The following is a 13,208-nucleotide window of genomic DNA, read 5'->3' as shown; positions in this document are numbered from 1 at the left end:
ACCGAACGCGACATCACCGATGGGAGAGACCCGCATGTACCAGCAGATGATCTTCGTGAACCTGCCCGTGAGCGACCTCGACGCCTCGAAGAAGTTCTTCACCGAGCTGGGCTACACGATCAACCCCCGGTTCAGCGATGACAACACCGCCTCCGTGGTGATCAGCGACACGATCGTGGCGATGCTCCTCACCCAGGAGTTCTACGGGACGTTCACCAAGAAGGAGATCGCGGACGCGACGCGGACCAGCGAGGTCCTGGTCGCGCTGAGCGCCGAGAGCCGCGAGAAGGTCGACGAGCTGGTCGACAGGGCACTCGCGGCGGGCGGCACCGCCACCGGCGAGACCCAGGACCAGGGCTTCATGTACGGCCGCGCCTTCGACGACCTCGACGGGCACACCTGGGAAATCGTCTGGATGGACCCGGCGGCCGTGGAGGGCTGAGCCCGCCGCCTCCCGCGCACCCACCCAAACATCGGGCTCAGCAAAGACATCGAAAAGAGGGTGGATCAAACGGACAGGGGGATTGACGCTCCTTACGGGACGCTTATAGAGCTAGGAGCCTCACGGGGCGCCGTCTGCACGGCGGCTCCCTCAACCCCCCGCATTTTCAGCTCCCGTAAGGACAAACGTGTCCATATCCCGCCGCACCGCACGGAGTTCCGTGCGTGCCCTCGGTGTCGCCGCCGCCTCGGCCGCACTCGCGCTCAGCGCCGCGGGCAACGCGCTCGCGTGTGACATCAGCGAGTTCTCCGCCGCCGCGATCTGCGACGGCAGCAAGGGTGTCATCACCGTCACGGACAAGGACCCGACGGGCGTTTCCGCCACGGTCACGGTCTACCTGGAGAACAACGGCGCCGACGAAAGGCTGGTCGGCAGCCAGGAGGTGAAGGGCTCCCGCGAGGGCGTGACCATCACCTTCGAGGAGGACTGGCAGCCGAACGCGGAGTACCGCGTCCACGTCAAGGCCGGCGACCAGGTCGACGAGGACATCAAGCCGAACCTGGTCACGCCGTCCACCGCGTGCCGGACGGACACCCCGACCCCGACCCCGCCGGAGTCCACCCCGCCGGCCGAGTCGGAGTCCGCGACGCCGACGCCGACCCAGACACCGGCCCAGACGCCGACGCCGTCCGCTCCGGAGGGGAGCAGCAGCGCTCCCGCACCGGCCGAGTCGGTGAGCAACGCGCCCTCCCCCGCGGCCGGTGAGTCCAACCTCGCGGAGACCGGCGCCAGTTCCAGCACCGGCATGATCGCGGGCATCGCCGGGGCACTGGTCGTGGTCGGCGGCGGTTCCGTCTTCCTCGGCTTCCGCCGCCGGGGGACCGGCGAGGGCCGCTGACCCCGTACGGCCCGTGCGCTGACCCCGTAAGGCCCGTGCGCTGACCGCGTACGGCCTTGACACCGTGAACCCGCGGCCCGCCCCAGCACCACCGGGGACGGGCCGCGGGCATCAGGTACAGCCGACGATCACGCCCGCGCGAAGTCGTACACCGCGACCTCCGCCAGCAACCGATAACCCAGCCGCTGATAGAGCGCGTTGCTGGTCGGGTTGGCCAGGTTGGTGTACAGCACGACGTCCTCGGCGCCCGCGTCGAGGGCCGCCTGGCTCACCGTCACGGTCGCGGCGGCCCCGTAGCCCCGGCCGCGCAGAGCGGCCGGGGTGTAGACGGGGTCGATCCGGACCTGACCGCCGATCAGCGGGTTCGCGCCCGCCATGGAGACGGTCGTGCCGTCCGGGGTCTCCCAGTAGGTGTAGTGCTTCTCGCCGAAGCGGGTACTGGCCCAGGTCTCGGCGTTGATGGTGACGTCCTCCTCGAAGTAGGCCGCGAGTTCCCGGCACCACTGCATGAGGTGCTCGTGGTCCGCCTCGCCCACCGGCCGTGCCCGTCCCGCCGGGAAGGGGTCGGGCGGTGTGAGCGTGCCGAGCCGGTACAGCCCCAGCTCGACCCGGAGCGTCGACGCCGCCCCGGTCCGCTGCCGCCAGGCCTCGGCGAAGGCCACGGCGGTGGCCCGCTCGGCGGTGACCGCGGGAACGTACTGCCCGAGCCCGATCAGATGGTCGGCGAGGGTGTCGGTGTGCTCGGGTGCGAGGGGCGTGACCGAGACCCCACGGTCCGCGGAGATCCGGTAGTAGACGCCGCGCACCTCACCCCCCGCCTCCAGCCAGCCCAGCACGGCCCCGTCCGCGCCCTCGACCCGCATCTTCTCGGTCACCGTCAGGGCCGTGGTGTGCAGCCCGGGGCGCGACCGCAGAAAGTCCCCCGTCCGCTCCAGAAACTCATCGATACCGCTCGCAAGCCGCCAGCTCATCCGAATGTCGCCCTCTCCAGCCAGTAGTCCAGCACGTCCCGCTCCCCCACGACCTCCACCGCACCGCCCTCCAGCGGCGCCCGCCGGTAGAACGCGAGCATCACCTCCGTCAGCGGCCCCCGCAGCGCCACGCTCGCCTTCTCGTGCCCCCGCCGCCAGACCACCCCGCCGGGCGCCAGTTCGATCACCCACTCGGCGTTCGGGGCCGCCGTGTCGGTGGCGTGCAGATGGATGCTCCGGCCGTCGCCGCCGCGCAGCTCACGCGCCGCGTCATGCGGATCGTTGCGCTGCACGAACGTCACGATCTCCAGCCACTCGTCGATCGCGTCGGCCGCGACCTCCCCCGCCACCTCGTACGGCACCCCCGCCGCCAGCGCCGCGTCCGCCCGGTGCACGGTGATCTCATGGGTCATCCGCCGCGCCCAGAACGCGGCCGTGTGCACCCCCGCCCACCCCCACACCACCGCGTCGGGCCCCGCCTCGCGCAGGGTCCGTACGACGGACTCCCCGCCCCGCGCGAACCACTCCCCCAGCGTCGCCGCGTCCCCCCGCGCCGCGGGCCCGGCAGCGTCGGGCACCCGCTCCGCGGGCACCTCCGCGCTCGCCCGGGTCCGCACGGTCACCTCGACCCAGCGCAGCGCCTCGCCCATGTGCCGGGTCAGTTCCTCCAGCGTCCAGTCGGGGCACGTCGGCACGGTGGCGGCCAGCTCCGTACCGGGCGCGGTCACCAGGTCCGTGAACTGCCGTACCTGAAGGGCGATCTCGTCGCAGTAGCGGTCGTACGCGAGCAGTGTCATGCCCCGCACCCTATGACCAGCGCCTTCGCCCCGGCACCACGATTTACGGCCCGCCGCCGCAGCCCACCGCCACGGCTACGCCCAACCCCGCGAAGCCAGCCGCACGGCCACCCCCACACCCCCTACGGTCAGCCCCCCGCCCCCAGCACCACCACCTCCGCCGCGTCGAACTCCACCTCCACCACCGCCCCCACCTCGGGCGCGTCCCGCAGCGCGCACGCCGCCTCCAGATCCGGCGCGCTCCCCTCCGGCCGCAGCCGTACGGCGACATGCGTGCCCTTGAAGGTCCGCGCCGCCACGCGACACGGCAGCCCCTCCCCGGCGCCGACCAGCCGCACCCCGCCCGGCCGCACCAGCACCTCCACCGCCCCCTGGGCCGCCCCCGCGGGCACCGGCAGTTTCCCCCAGGCGGTGTCCGCGACCTGCCCGCTCACCGTCGCCGGGACCACATTGTCGAAGCCGAGGAACCGCGCGACGAAGGCGTCGGCGGGCCGCTGCCACACCTCAAGCGGCGTCCCGGTCTGGGCGATCCGTCCGTCCCGCATCACCACCACCCGGTCGGCCAGCGCGAACGCCTCGCCCTGGTCGTGCGTCACGGCCAGCACGGTCGTCCCGAGCCGCCCGAACAGCTCGCGCAACTCCACCACCAGCCGCTCCCGCAGTGACCGGTCCAGTTGCCCGAGGGGCTCGTCCAGCATCAGCAGCCGGGGGCTCGGCGCCAGCGCCCGCGCCAGCGCGACCCGCTGCTGTTCGCCGCCGGACAGCTCGGCCACCGCCCGGCCCGCGGCCCCCGGCAGCCCGACCAGGTCCAGCAGCTCCGCCACCCGGGCCCGCTGTTCGTCCCGCGACGCCCCCCGCATCCGGGGCCCGAACGCCACATTGCCGCCCACGTCCCGCTGCGGGAACAGCTGATGGTCCTGGAACATCAGCCCGATCTCCCGCCGGTGCGCGGGCACCCGCGCCTGGTCCCGCCCGTCCAGCAGCACCCGGCCGCCGTCCAGCGCCTGCAACCCGGCGACCGCGCGCAGCAGCGTCGACTTCCCGCTCCCGCTCGGCCCGAGCACACACACGGTCTCGTGCTCCTCGACGGCGAGGCCGACCGTATCGAGCACGGCCCGGCCCCCGAGCCGTACCGTCGCGTCCTCAAGGGACAGCAGCATCGCTAGAACTCCCCGGTCCGGTCCGTGCGCAGCCGCTCCAGCACCAGCAGCGACACCGCGCACACCACCATCAGAATCGTCGAAAGGGCCATCGCCTGGCCGTAGTTCAGCTCCCCGGGCCGCCCGATCAGCTTGGCGACCGCCACCGGCAGCGTCGGATCGTCCGGCCGCGCGATGAACACCGTCGCCCCGAACTCCCCCAGCGACACCGCGAACGCGAACCCCGCCGCGACCAGCGCCGCCCGCCGCACCAGCGGCAGATCGACCTCCCGCCACACCCGCCACGGCGACGCCCCGAGCACCGCCGCCGCCTCCCGGAGCCGCCCGTCCACCGCCCGCAGCACCGGCAGCATGGTCCGTACGACGAAGGGGACCCCCACCAGTGCCTGGGCGAGCGGCACCAGGATCCAGGTCGCGCGCAGATCCAGCGGCGGCTCGTCCAGCGCGATCAGGAACCCGAAGCCCACGGTCACCGCGGACACCCCGAGCGGCAGCATCAACAGCGCGTCGAACCCCCGTACGAGGCGCCCCGCGTCCCGCCGCGCCAGCGCCGCCGCCGCGAGGGAGCCGACCAGCAGGGCGATGGCGGTGGCGACGAGCGCGTACGTCAGCGAGTTCCCGATCGCCTCGATCGGCGGGACGAGGAACACCTGGGACTCGGACGAGGTCAGCGCCCGGTAGTAGGAGAACCCGGCCCCTTCCAGCGACCGCCGCACCAGCACGCCCAGCGGCAGCACCAGCAGGACGGCGATGGAGAGCAGGACACCGGCCAGCAGCGCCCACTGCCCCGCCCCGCGCGGGCGCCGGGCCGTCAGGGACGCGTCCACCAGCCGCAGCGCGCTCTCCCGCCGCCGTACGGTCCACGCGTGCACGGCGAGGATCGCGCCCACGGCGAGGAACTGGACGACCGTCAGGACGGCCGCCGTGGACAGGTCGAAGATCTCCGAGGTCTGCCGGTAGATCTCCACCTCCAGGGTGGCGAAGGTCGGCCCGCCGAGGATCTGCACCACCCCGAAGGAGGTGAAGGTGAACAGGAAGACCATCAGCGCGGCGGCGGCCACGGCGGGCCCGAGCGCCGGAAGGGTGACCCGCCGCCACGCGGCGAACGGCGAGGCGCCGAGCATCCGCGCGGCCTCCTCCTGCCGGGGGTCCAGTTGCCCCCACAACCCGCCCACGGTCCGTACGACGACCGCGTAGTTGAAGAAGAGATGCGCGAGCAGGATCGCCCACACGGTGGTGTCCAGCCGTACGCCCCACCACTCGTCCAGCAGCCCGCCGCGCCCGAGCAGCGCCAGGAACGCCGTGCCGACCACGACGGTCGGCAGCACGAACGGCACGGTCACCACCGCCCGCAGCGCCTGCTTGCCGGGGAAGTCGAAGCGCGCGAAGACATACGCGCCGGGCAGCGCGATCAGCAGGGTCAGCGCGGTCGAGGCCAGCGCCTGCCAGGTGGTGAACCACAGCACATGCCGGATGTCCGGCTGCCCCAGCACCTCCCACAGCCGCCCCACCCGCCAGACCCCGTCGGCCTTGAGCCCCCGCAGGAGGATCGCGGCGACGGGGTAGGCGAAGAAGACGCCGAAGAACGCGACGGGCACCACCAGCAGCCCGCCCCGCACCAGACCCCTGCTCCGGCTCTGGCTGCGGTTGCGGCTCCGGGGGGTTACTTCAGTACGAGCGAGGTCCACGACTTGACCCACTCGTCACGGTGGTCGGCGATCTTCGCCGGGTCCAGGGTCTGCGGGTCCTTGACCTGGGGCCCGTACCGGGCGAACACCTCGGGCACCTGGGCGCCCTCGACCACCGGGTAGACGAACATGTTCAGCGGCATGTCCTGCTGGAACTCCTTGCTGAGCATGAAGTCCAGCAGCGCCTTGCCGCCCTCCGGATTCCCGGCGTTGCTCAGCAGCCCCGCGTACTCGACCTGCCGGAAGCAGGTCCCGTCGGCGACCCCGGTGGGCGCGTCCGCGGGCTGCGGATCGGCGTAGACGACCTCCACGGGCGGCGAGGAGGCGTACGACACGACCAGCGGCCGGTCCCCCTTGGCCTCCTTGCCCCCGGCCGAGCCGGAGAACTCCTCGTTGTACGCCTGCTCCCAGCTGTCGACGACCTTGACGCCGTTGTCGCTCAGCTTCTTCCAGTAGTCCTGCCAGCCGTCGTCCCCGTAGGCGGCGGCCGTGCCGAGCAGAAAGCCGAGGCCGGGCGAGGAGGTGGAGGCGTTCTCGGTGACCAGCAGGTCCTTGTAGGCGGGCTTGATCAGATCCTCGAACGTCTTCGGCGGCGCCAGCTTCTTCTCGCTGAAGTACGCCTTGTCGTAGTTGACGCAGATGTCCCCGCTGTCGATAGGCGTGACCCGGTGCTCGGCCTCGTCGGCCCGGTAGGCGGCCTGGACGGTGTCGGCGCCCTTGGCCTCGTACGACTGGAACAGCCCGTTGTCCAGGGCCCGGGAGAGCAGGGTGTTGTCGACGCCGAAGAAGACATCGCCCTGCGGGTTGTCCTTGGTGAGGATCGCCTTGTTGACGGCCGTGCCGGCGTCGCCGTCCTCCAGGACCTTGACCGTGTACCCGGACCGCTGCTCGAAGTCGGCGAGGACTTCCTTGGACACGGCCCATGAGTTGTGGCTGACGAGTGTGACCGTCCTGGAGTCCCCGCCGTCGCTTCCGCTGTCGGACGACGAGCCGCACGCGGACAGCGTGATCAGCCCGAACCCGACGAGCACGGCGGTTATCTGCTTGGTGTTGCCCACTGAATGTCCTCCTGGGTGACCAGGAAGAGACGCGGCCCTGCCCGGGACCTTCCACGGCTCCCGGGCAGGGCGCAACAGCATGAGTGACGACCGATCTCCCTACCCAGAATGACCTGGGCGAGGTTCAGAGGGTCTGCGGCCCACCGATATGCATCGGCTGCCGCACTCTCAGCGCTGTGGCGCTCCCCTGCCGGATATGAAGATGTGTATGAAGATATGTACGAGTATGAACTTATGTACGGGTGTACGGCGTCAGACTACCGCTCGGTGGCCGCGAGCTGACCGCACGCCCCGTCGATCTCCTGACCACGGGTGTCCCGGACGGTCACCGGCACCCCATGGGCGGCGATGGCCTCCACGAACGCCTTCTCGTCCTCGGGCCGGGACGCGGTCCACTTGGAGCCCGGTGTCGGATTCAGCGGGATCAGGTTCACATGCACGGGCCGCCCCTTGAGCAGCCGCCCGAGCCGGTCGCCACGCCACGCCTGGTCGTTGATGTCCCGGATCAGCGCGTACTCGATGGACAGCCGCCGCCCGGACCGCTCCGCGTAGGCGAACCCGGCGTCCAGCACCTCCCGCACCTTCCACCGCGTGTTCACCGGCACCAGCGTGTCCCGCAGCTCGTCATCGGGCGCGTGCAGCGAGATGGCGAGCCGGCACTTGAAGCCCTCGTCGGAGAACCGGTGGATGGCGGGCACCAGCCCGACCGTCGACACGGTGATCCCGCGCTGCGAGAGCCCCACCCCGTCGGGCGCCGGATCGGTCAGCGCGCGGATGGCCCCGACGACCCGCTTGTAGTTGGCGAGCGGCTCGCCCATCCCCATGAAGACGATGTTGGACAGCCGGGCGGGCCCTCCGGGCACCTCCCCGTCCCTGAGCGCCCGCATGCCGTCCACGATCTGGTGCACGATCTCGGCGGTGGACAGGTTCCGGTCGAGCCCCGCCTGCCCGGTCGCGCAGAACGGGCAGTTCATCCCGCACCCGGCCTGCGAGCTGATGCACATGGTCACCCGGTCCGGGTACCGCATCAGCACCGACTCCACGAGCGTCCCGTCGAACAGCCGCCACAGCGTCTTGCGGGTCGTCCCCTGGTCCGTCGACAGATGACGCACGACGGTCATCAGCTCCGGCAGCAGCGCGTCCCGCAGCCGCTCCCGGGCGCCGGCCGGGATGTCCGTCCACTCGGCGGGGTCGTGCGCGTACCGCGCGAAGTAGTGCTGCGAGAGCTGCTTGGCACGGAACGGCTTCTCCCCGATTCCGGCCACCGCCTCCTTGCGCTCGGCGGGCGAGAGATCGGCGAGATGCCGCGGCGGCTTCTTGGCTCCGCGCGGCGCGACAAAGGTGAGTTCTCCGGGATTAGGCATGGCCGTACCAGTGTCGCAGACTCACGGACCCCCTCCGCCGGCCCTGTGGATAACTCCACCGGGCAGACGTCTTCGCAGGTCAGGGCCGCCCTTGGGCGATCTCGTCGCGCAGCTCGGCCAGCTCGCGCTCGAATTCCCGGTACAGGTCCGTCGTCCGGTGCTCGGCGGTCGGCCGCACCCGGCCCTCGTCCAGCGCCGCCAGCCGGTCACCGAGGGCGGCGAGCGCGGCCTCGCGGCCGTACCAGCCGGGGGCGCCCCGGCTCGCCTCCAGTTCCCCGCCCGCGGCGCGGAGACCGGCATGGACGCGTTCACGCACCGGGATCAGGTCGGCGCGTACCTGCTCCAGCCGCCGGCGCAGCTGCTCCACGCCCTCGACGGCACCGATCGCCGCCTCGCCGGTCCCGGCCATGCCCTCGACGTACTCGACCAGCTCTTCGAGCAGCGGCAGGAGCACGGTCGTGTCTCTCTGGTCCACGGCGACGACCTGCGTCCGTACCGCCGTGTACCGCGCGGAGAGGTCGTCGAGCCGGGCGAAGACATCGGCGGCCGAGGAGAGCCGGGAGCGGACCATGTCGACCGGGAGCCCGTCGCGACGGCCGAGCATCGCCTCCAGGTCGGCCAGTTCCCGGGCCAGCCCCTCGCGCAGCTCCAGCAGTGCCTGATGCCCCTCGTCCGCCGAGGCCAGGGTCGAGCGGACGCCCGCCCCGAGCGTCTCGACGGCCTTCGCCGCCTCCCGCTCCAGCCGCTCCTGCTTCACGGCCCGCCGCCGTGCCCACATACGACTCCACCCCTTCCGTTCCTTCGACCCCGGCGTCGCACGCCGTGATCATAGGTACGGAAGGGGTGGTGGCGAGCAGTGGGAGCAAACGTTCACTCAGTGCGCGGGCGGGGCGGGGGTCAGCCGGAGCCGACGAACACCACCATCAGCAGCCACACCACCGGCGCCGTCGGCAGCAGCGAGTCCAGCCGGTCCATGATCCCGCCGTGGCCCGGCAGGAGCGTGCCCATGTCCTTGATGCCGAGGTCCCGCTTGATCATGGACTCGCCGAGGTCGCCCAGCGTGGCCGTGGCGGCGACCGCGAGCCCCAGCAGCAGACCCTGCCACCAGGTGCCGCCGTCGATCAGGAACTCCATGCACAGCGCGCCGGCCGCCATCGCGAAGGCGACCGCGCCCAGCAGGCCCTCGCGGGTCTTGCCGGGACTGATCCGCGGCGCGAGCTTGTGCTTGCCGAACCGCCAGCCGATCGCGTACGCCCCGGTGTCGCTGACGACGGTGAGCAGCAGGAACGTCAGGACGCGCTGCGGGCCGTCGTCGGCGGTCAGCATCATGGCGACGAAGGTGGCCAGGAACGGCACGTAGAAGGCGGCGAAGACGCCCGCCGTGACGTCCTTGAGATAGCCCTCCGGCGGTTCGGTCATCCGCCAGACCAGCACCGCGAGGGCGGTGAGCGCCATGGCGACCCAGGCGCCCTCGGCGCCCCGCGCGTATCCGGCGACGACCATCGCCGCGCCGCCGACCGCGAGCGGCACCAGCGGCGCCTTGATGCCCTTGCGCTCGTCCAGGCGCCGGGTCAGCTCCCACAGCCCGACGACCACGGCGACCGCTATCACCCCGATGAACGCGGCCTTGACGAAGAACAGCGAGGCGACGATGACCGCGCCGAGCCCGACCCCGACGCCTATGGCCGCACCCAGGTCCCGGCCCGCGTTCTTCTTCTGCGGTGCGGGTGCCGGCTGCGGGGCGTCGGGCATGGGCTCCGGATTCTGCGGCACCTCCGCACGGGGCTGCGCCGACGGGGTCTCGTCGCGGAACGTCCGGTCAGGGAACGTGTGGTCAGCAAACGTCTGGTCGGGGAACGCCTGGTCGGGAAATGCCTGATGGGACAGCGCTCGATGGGACAGCGCCTGGTCGGAGAACGCCTGGTCATGGAGCAGGGGGCCGCCCGGCCGAGCGGTCCCCCGGTCCTGATGGTCCTGGTCCCCGCCATAGGCGGGCAGGTCGGGCACGATGGGCATGGGGCGAGTGTGCTGCGCCTGCTGCGCATCGTACGCGGGACCCGCCGGGGCAGCCCCTTGGACAGGTCCGTGCTCGGTGGGCCCCCAGTACCCGGTCTGCCCGGCCCCGGGCGGCACCCCCCAGGAAGAGTCGTTCATCAGACTTCGAGCAGCTCCGCTTCCTTGTGCTTGAGAAGCTCGTCCACCTGGGCGACGTACTTGGCGGTGGTGTCGTCGAGTTCCTTCTCCGCGCGGCGGCCCTCGTCCTCGCCGACGTCGCCGTCCTTGATCAGCTTGTCGATGGCGTCCTTGGCCTTGCGGCGGACCGAGCGGATGGACACCTTGGCGTCCTCGCCCTTGCCCTTGGCGACCTTGATGTACTCGCGGCGGCGCTCCTCGGTCAGCTCGGGGAACACCACCCGGATGATGTTGCCGTCGTTGCTCGGGTTGACACCCAGGTCGGAGTCACGGATCGCCTGCTCGATGTTGCGCAGGGCGGTCTTGTCGAACGGGGTGACGACCGCCATCCGCGGCTCCGGCACGGCGAACGAAGCCAGCTGGTTGATCGGGGTCGGCGCCCCGTAGTAGTCGGCCACGATCTTGTTGAACATCGCCGGGTGCGCACGGCCGGTGCGGATCGCGGCGAAGTCCTCCTTGGCGACCACGACGGCCTTCTCCATCTTCTCCTCGGCTTCGAGGAGGGTCTCTTCGATCACCACTTGCTCCTGCGTGTTGTGAGTCGGCCCGGCTGCGTCTGCGGAGAGGGCGGCCGGCTGCGTCGCGTCTTGTTACTGCACGGTTCCCGACCGTCAGACCATTGTCCATCCCCCGGTCAGGGTCCGTCCTCGGTCGGGGACCGTCCCCCGGTCAGGCCCGGCTGTCCTCGTCGCCCACCACTGTGCCGATCTTCTCACCCTTGACGGCGCGCGCGATGTTTCCCTCGGTCAGCATCTCGAAGACGAGGATCGGCAGCTTGTTGTCGCGGCACAGGGTGATGGCGGTGGCGTCGGCGACCCGGAGGTCGCGGGTGATGACCTCGCCGTAGCCGAGGGCGTCGAACTTGACCGCGTCGGGGTTGGTCTTCGGGTCGGAGTCATAGACCCCGTCCACGCCGTTCTTGCCCATCAGCAGTGCTTCGGCGTCGATCTCCAGGGCGCGCTGCGCGGCGGTGGTGTCGGTGGAGAAGTACGGCATGCCCATACCGGCGCCGAAGATCACCACCCGGCCCTTCTCCAGGTGCCGCACGGCCCGCAGCGGGATGTAGGGCTCGGCGACCTGTCCCATGGTGATGGCGGTCTGCACCCGGGACTGGATGCCCTCCTTCTCCAGGAAGTCCTGGAGGGCGAGGCAGTTCATCACCGTGCCCAGCATGCCCATGTAGTCGGAGCGGGCCCGGTCCATGCCGCGCTGCTGGAGTTCGGCGCCGCGGAAGAAGTTGCCGCCGCCGAGGACGACCGCGATCTGGGCGCCGTCACGGACGACGGCCGCGATCTCGCGGGCGATGGCGTGGACCACGTCCGGGTCGACGCCCAGGCCGCCACCGCCGGCGAACGCCTCTCCGGACAGCTTCAGCAGAAACCGGCCGCGTACTTTGCCGTCGTCGTTCTTGTGGGCCTTGGTCATCGAAATCCCGCCTCTTTCACGTGGTGCACATACCAAGAAGGCCATTGCCGGTGGGGGGTTGTGGCTCCCATGCGCGGCAATGGCCTCCTCGTCAGATCTGCCGTCGTCCGCCACGCGCGCGTGCGGGACGCAGTGCGCGGGTGGCGCGGACGACTGCGTTCGACCCTAGCGGGATTCCGCCGGGGATCGCGCGTCGATCGCGGTTACGGACGCGGTACGACTCAGATGCCGACCTTGATGCGCGTGAAGCGCTTCAGGGTGACACCGGCCTCGTCCAGAACCTTCTGGACCGACTTCTTGGGGTCGAGCGCGTACGCCTGGCCGAGCAGGGTGGCCTCCTTGAAGAAGCCGTTGACCCGACCCTCGACGATCTTGGCGATCGCGGCCTCGGGCTTGCCCTCGGCGCGGGTGGTCTCCTCGGCGATCCGGCGCTCGTTCTCGACGACGTCGGCCGGCACGTCCTCCTTGGAGAGGTACTTCGGCGCGAAGGCGGCGATGTGCTGCGCGACGCCGCGGGCGGTCTCGGCGTTCGGCTTGTCCAGCTCGACCAGGACACCGATCTGCGGGGGCAGGTCGGGCATGGTGCGGTGCATGTAGGAGGCGACGAAGCCGTCGGAGAACTGCGCGAAGCGGTCCAGGACGATCTTCTCGCCGAGGTTGGCGTTGGCCTCGTCGACGTACGCCTGTACGGTCTTGCCGGCCTCGATCTCGGAGGCGAGCAGCGCCGCGAGGTCGGCCGGGGAGGTCTCGGCGACGTGCTCGGCGATGGCCTGGGCGACGGCCTGGAACTTCTCGCCCTTGGCGACGAAGTCCGTCTCGCACTTCAGCTCGACCAGGACGCCGGAGGAGTTGTCGTCGGCGATGATCGAGACCACGGCGCCGTTCTCGGCGGAGCGGCCCTCGCGCTTGGCGACGCCCTTCTGGCCCTTGATACGCAGCGCCTCGACGGCCTTCTCGACGTCGCCGTCGGCCTCGTCGAGCGCCTTCTTGCAGTCCATCATGCCGGCGCCGGTCAGCTCACGGAGCTTCTTGACGTCGGCGGCGGTGTAGTTCGCCATGAGTCTGTGAGTCTTTCTCGAAGTCTGGGAGATCTTCTCGAACTCTGGAAGATCGAAGATCGGCGGGGCGCGCCGGCCCCCCCAACCCCCCCGGGGGGGCCGGGCGCGGCGCGGGGAGCACCGGGGTGAAGGCGGGGGGGGGTGTGAATGTCCC

General features: G+C 71.1%; 13 protein-coding genes and 1 riboswitch. Of the genes, 2 read left to right on the top strand and 11 right to left on the bottom strand.

The window, feature by feature from the left end; genetic code table 11:
• The first annotated feature begins 34 nt into the window (after positions 1 to 34).
• Together ACFXAZ_RS29085 and ACFXAZ_RS29080 are read left to right on the top strand one after the other, a co-directional pair.
• Positions 35 to 442: a VOC family protein gene (locus ACFXAZ_RS29085; protein WP_384597203.1), complete on the top strand. Its 408-nt coding sequence runs from the start codon at positions 35 to 37 to the stop codon at positions 440 to 442.
• A gap of 187 nt (positions 443 to 629) precedes the next feature.
• Positions 630 to 1,340: an LAETG motif-containing sortase-dependent surface protein gene (locus ACFXAZ_RS29080; RefSeq protein ID WP_384597201.1), complete on the top strand. Its 711-nt coding sequence runs from the start codon at positions 630 to 632 to the stop codon at positions 1,338 to 1,340.
• 128 nt (positions 1,341 to 1,468) lie between these two features.
• Here the strand turns inward: ACFXAZ_RS29080 and ACFXAZ_RS29075 are convergent, their stop codons facing one another.
• The 11 genes from ACFXAZ_RS29075 to tsf all read right to left on the bottom strand — a co-directional run bounded on the left by ACFXAZ_RS29075 (position 1,469) and on the right by tsf (position 13,054).
• A complete protein-coding gene (locus ACFXAZ_RS29075) occupies positions 1,469 to 2,311 on the bottom strand; it encodes a GNAT family N-acetyltransferase (RefSeq protein WP_384597199.1) in 843 nt (280 codons plus the stop codon).
• Positions 2,308 to 3,108, bottom strand: coding sequence for a maleylpyruvate isomerase family mycothiol-dependent enzyme (locus tag ACFXAZ_RS29070; protein WP_384597197.1), 801 nt, complete (start codon positions 3,106 to 3,108; stop codon positions 2,308 to 2,310). Before ACFXAZ_RS29070 ends, ACFXAZ_RS29075 begins: the two co-directional genes overlap by 4 nt.
• A 128-nt stretch (positions 3,109 to 3,236) precedes the next feature.
• Positions 3,237 to 4,268 carry an ABC transporter ATP-binding protein gene (locus tag ACFXAZ_RS29065; protein WP_384597195.1) on the bottom strand — a complete coding sequence of 344 codons (1,032 nt, stop codon included), beginning with the start codon at positions 4,266 to 4,268 and terminating at the stop codon, positions 3,237 to 3,239.
• A gap of 2 nt (positions 4,269 to 4,270) precedes the next feature.
• Complete coding sequence (locus ACFXAZ_RS29060) at positions 4,271 to 5,872, bottom strand: ABC transporter permease (RefSeq protein WP_384597246.1); 1,602 nt, start codon at positions 5,870 to 5,872, stop codon at positions 4,271 to 4,273.
• 59 nt (positions 5,873 to 5,931) lie between these two features.
• The gene (locus ACFXAZ_RS29055; protein ID WP_384597193.1) at positions 5,932 to 7,014 is read right to left on the bottom strand and encodes a thiamine ABC transporter substrate binding subunit; all 1,083 of its coding nucleotides are present in this window, start codon (positions 7,012 to 7,014) and stop codon (positions 5,932 to 5,934) included.
• Between the two features lie 78 nt (positions 7,015 to 7,092).
• Positions 7,093 to 7,213: riboswitch (TPP riboswitch) on the bottom strand.
• Between the two features lie 58 nt (positions 7,214 to 7,271).
• The gene (gene rlmN, locus ACFXAZ_RS29050; RefSeq protein WP_382689924.1) at positions 7,272 to 8,378 is read right to left on the bottom strand and encodes a 23S rRNA (adenine(2503)-C(2))-methyltransferase RlmN; all 1,107 of its coding nucleotides are present in this window, start codon (positions 8,376 to 8,378) and stop codon (positions 7,272 to 7,274) included.
• A gap of 79 nt (positions 8,379 to 8,457) precedes the next feature.
• Positions 8,458 to 9,156: a hypothetical protein gene (locus ACFXAZ_RS29045; protein WP_384597191.1), complete on the bottom strand. Its 699-nt coding sequence runs from the start codon at positions 9,154 to 9,156 to the stop codon at positions 8,458 to 8,460.
• Positions 9,157 to 9,275: 119 nt separating this feature from the next.
• On the bottom strand, positions 9,276 to 10,532 hold the full coding sequence (locus tag ACFXAZ_RS29040) for a phosphatidate cytidylyltransferase (RefSeq protein ID WP_384597189.1): 1,257 nt from the start codon (positions 10,530 to 10,532) through the stop codon (positions 9,276 to 9,278).
• Entirely contained in the window at positions 10,532 to 11,089 is a 558-nt protein-coding gene (gene frr, locus ACFXAZ_RS29035) for a ribosome recycling factor (protein WP_382689918.1), read from the bottom strand. Before frr ends, ACFXAZ_RS29040 begins: the two co-directional genes overlap by 1 nt.
• Before the next feature lie 151 nt (positions 11,090 to 11,240).
• Positions 11,241 to 12,002, bottom strand: a complete 762-nt coding sequence (pyrH, locus tag ACFXAZ_RS29030) for a UMP kinase (protein ID WP_382690127.1) — start codon at positions 12,000 to 12,002, stop codon at positions 11,241 to 11,243.
• 215 nt (positions 12,003 to 12,217) lie between these two features.
• The gene (tsf, locus tag ACFXAZ_RS29025; RefSeq protein WP_384597186.1) at positions 12,218 to 13,054 is read right to left on the bottom strand and encodes a translation elongation factor Ts; all 837 of its coding nucleotides are present in this window, start codon (positions 13,052 to 13,054) and stop codon (positions 12,218 to 12,220) included.
• Positions 13,055 to 13,208 lie beyond the last annotated feature (154 nt).

The organism is Streptomyces sp. NPDC059477, from assembly GCF_042749375.1.
GTDB lineage: Bacteria > Actinomycetota > Actinomycetes > Streptomycetales > Streptomycetaceae > Streptomyces.
Note: the sequence above shows the minus strand (reverse complement) of the source record. Positions and strands in the feature narration are given on the sequence as shown.

Coding starts and splice junctions, on each gene's coding strand:
- ACFXAZ_RS29085 (WP_384597203.1), top strand. CDS start 35: ATGTACCAGCAGATGATCTTCGTGAACCTGCCCGTGAGCGACCTCGAC.
- ACFXAZ_RS29075 (WP_384597199.1), bottom strand. CDS start 2,311: ATGAGCTGGCGGCTTGCGAGCGGTATCGATGAGTTTCTGGAGCGGACG.
- ACFXAZ_RS29070 (WP_384597197.1), bottom strand. CDS start 3,108: ATGACACTGCTCGCGTACGACCGCTACTGCGACGAGATCGCCCTTCAG.
- ACFXAZ_RS29065 (WP_384597195.1), bottom strand. CDS start 4,268: ATGCTGCTGTCCCTTGAGGACGCGACGGTACGGCTCGGGGGCCGGGCC.
- rlmN (WP_382689924.1), bottom strand. CDS start 8,378: ATGCCTAATCCCGGAGAACTCACCTTTGTCGCGCCGCGCGGAGCCAAG.
- ACFXAZ_RS29045 (WP_384597191.1), bottom strand. CDS start 9,156: ATGTGGGCACGGCGGCGGGCCGTGAAGCAGGAGCGGCTGGAGCGGGAG.
- ACFXAZ_RS29040 (WP_384597189.1), bottom strand. CDS start 10,532: ATGAACGACTCTTCCTGGGGGGTGCCGCCCGGGGCCGGGCAGACCGGG.
- tsf (WP_384597186.1), bottom strand. CDS start 13,054: ATGGCGAACTACACCGCCGCCGACGTCAAGAAGCTCCGTGAGCTGACC.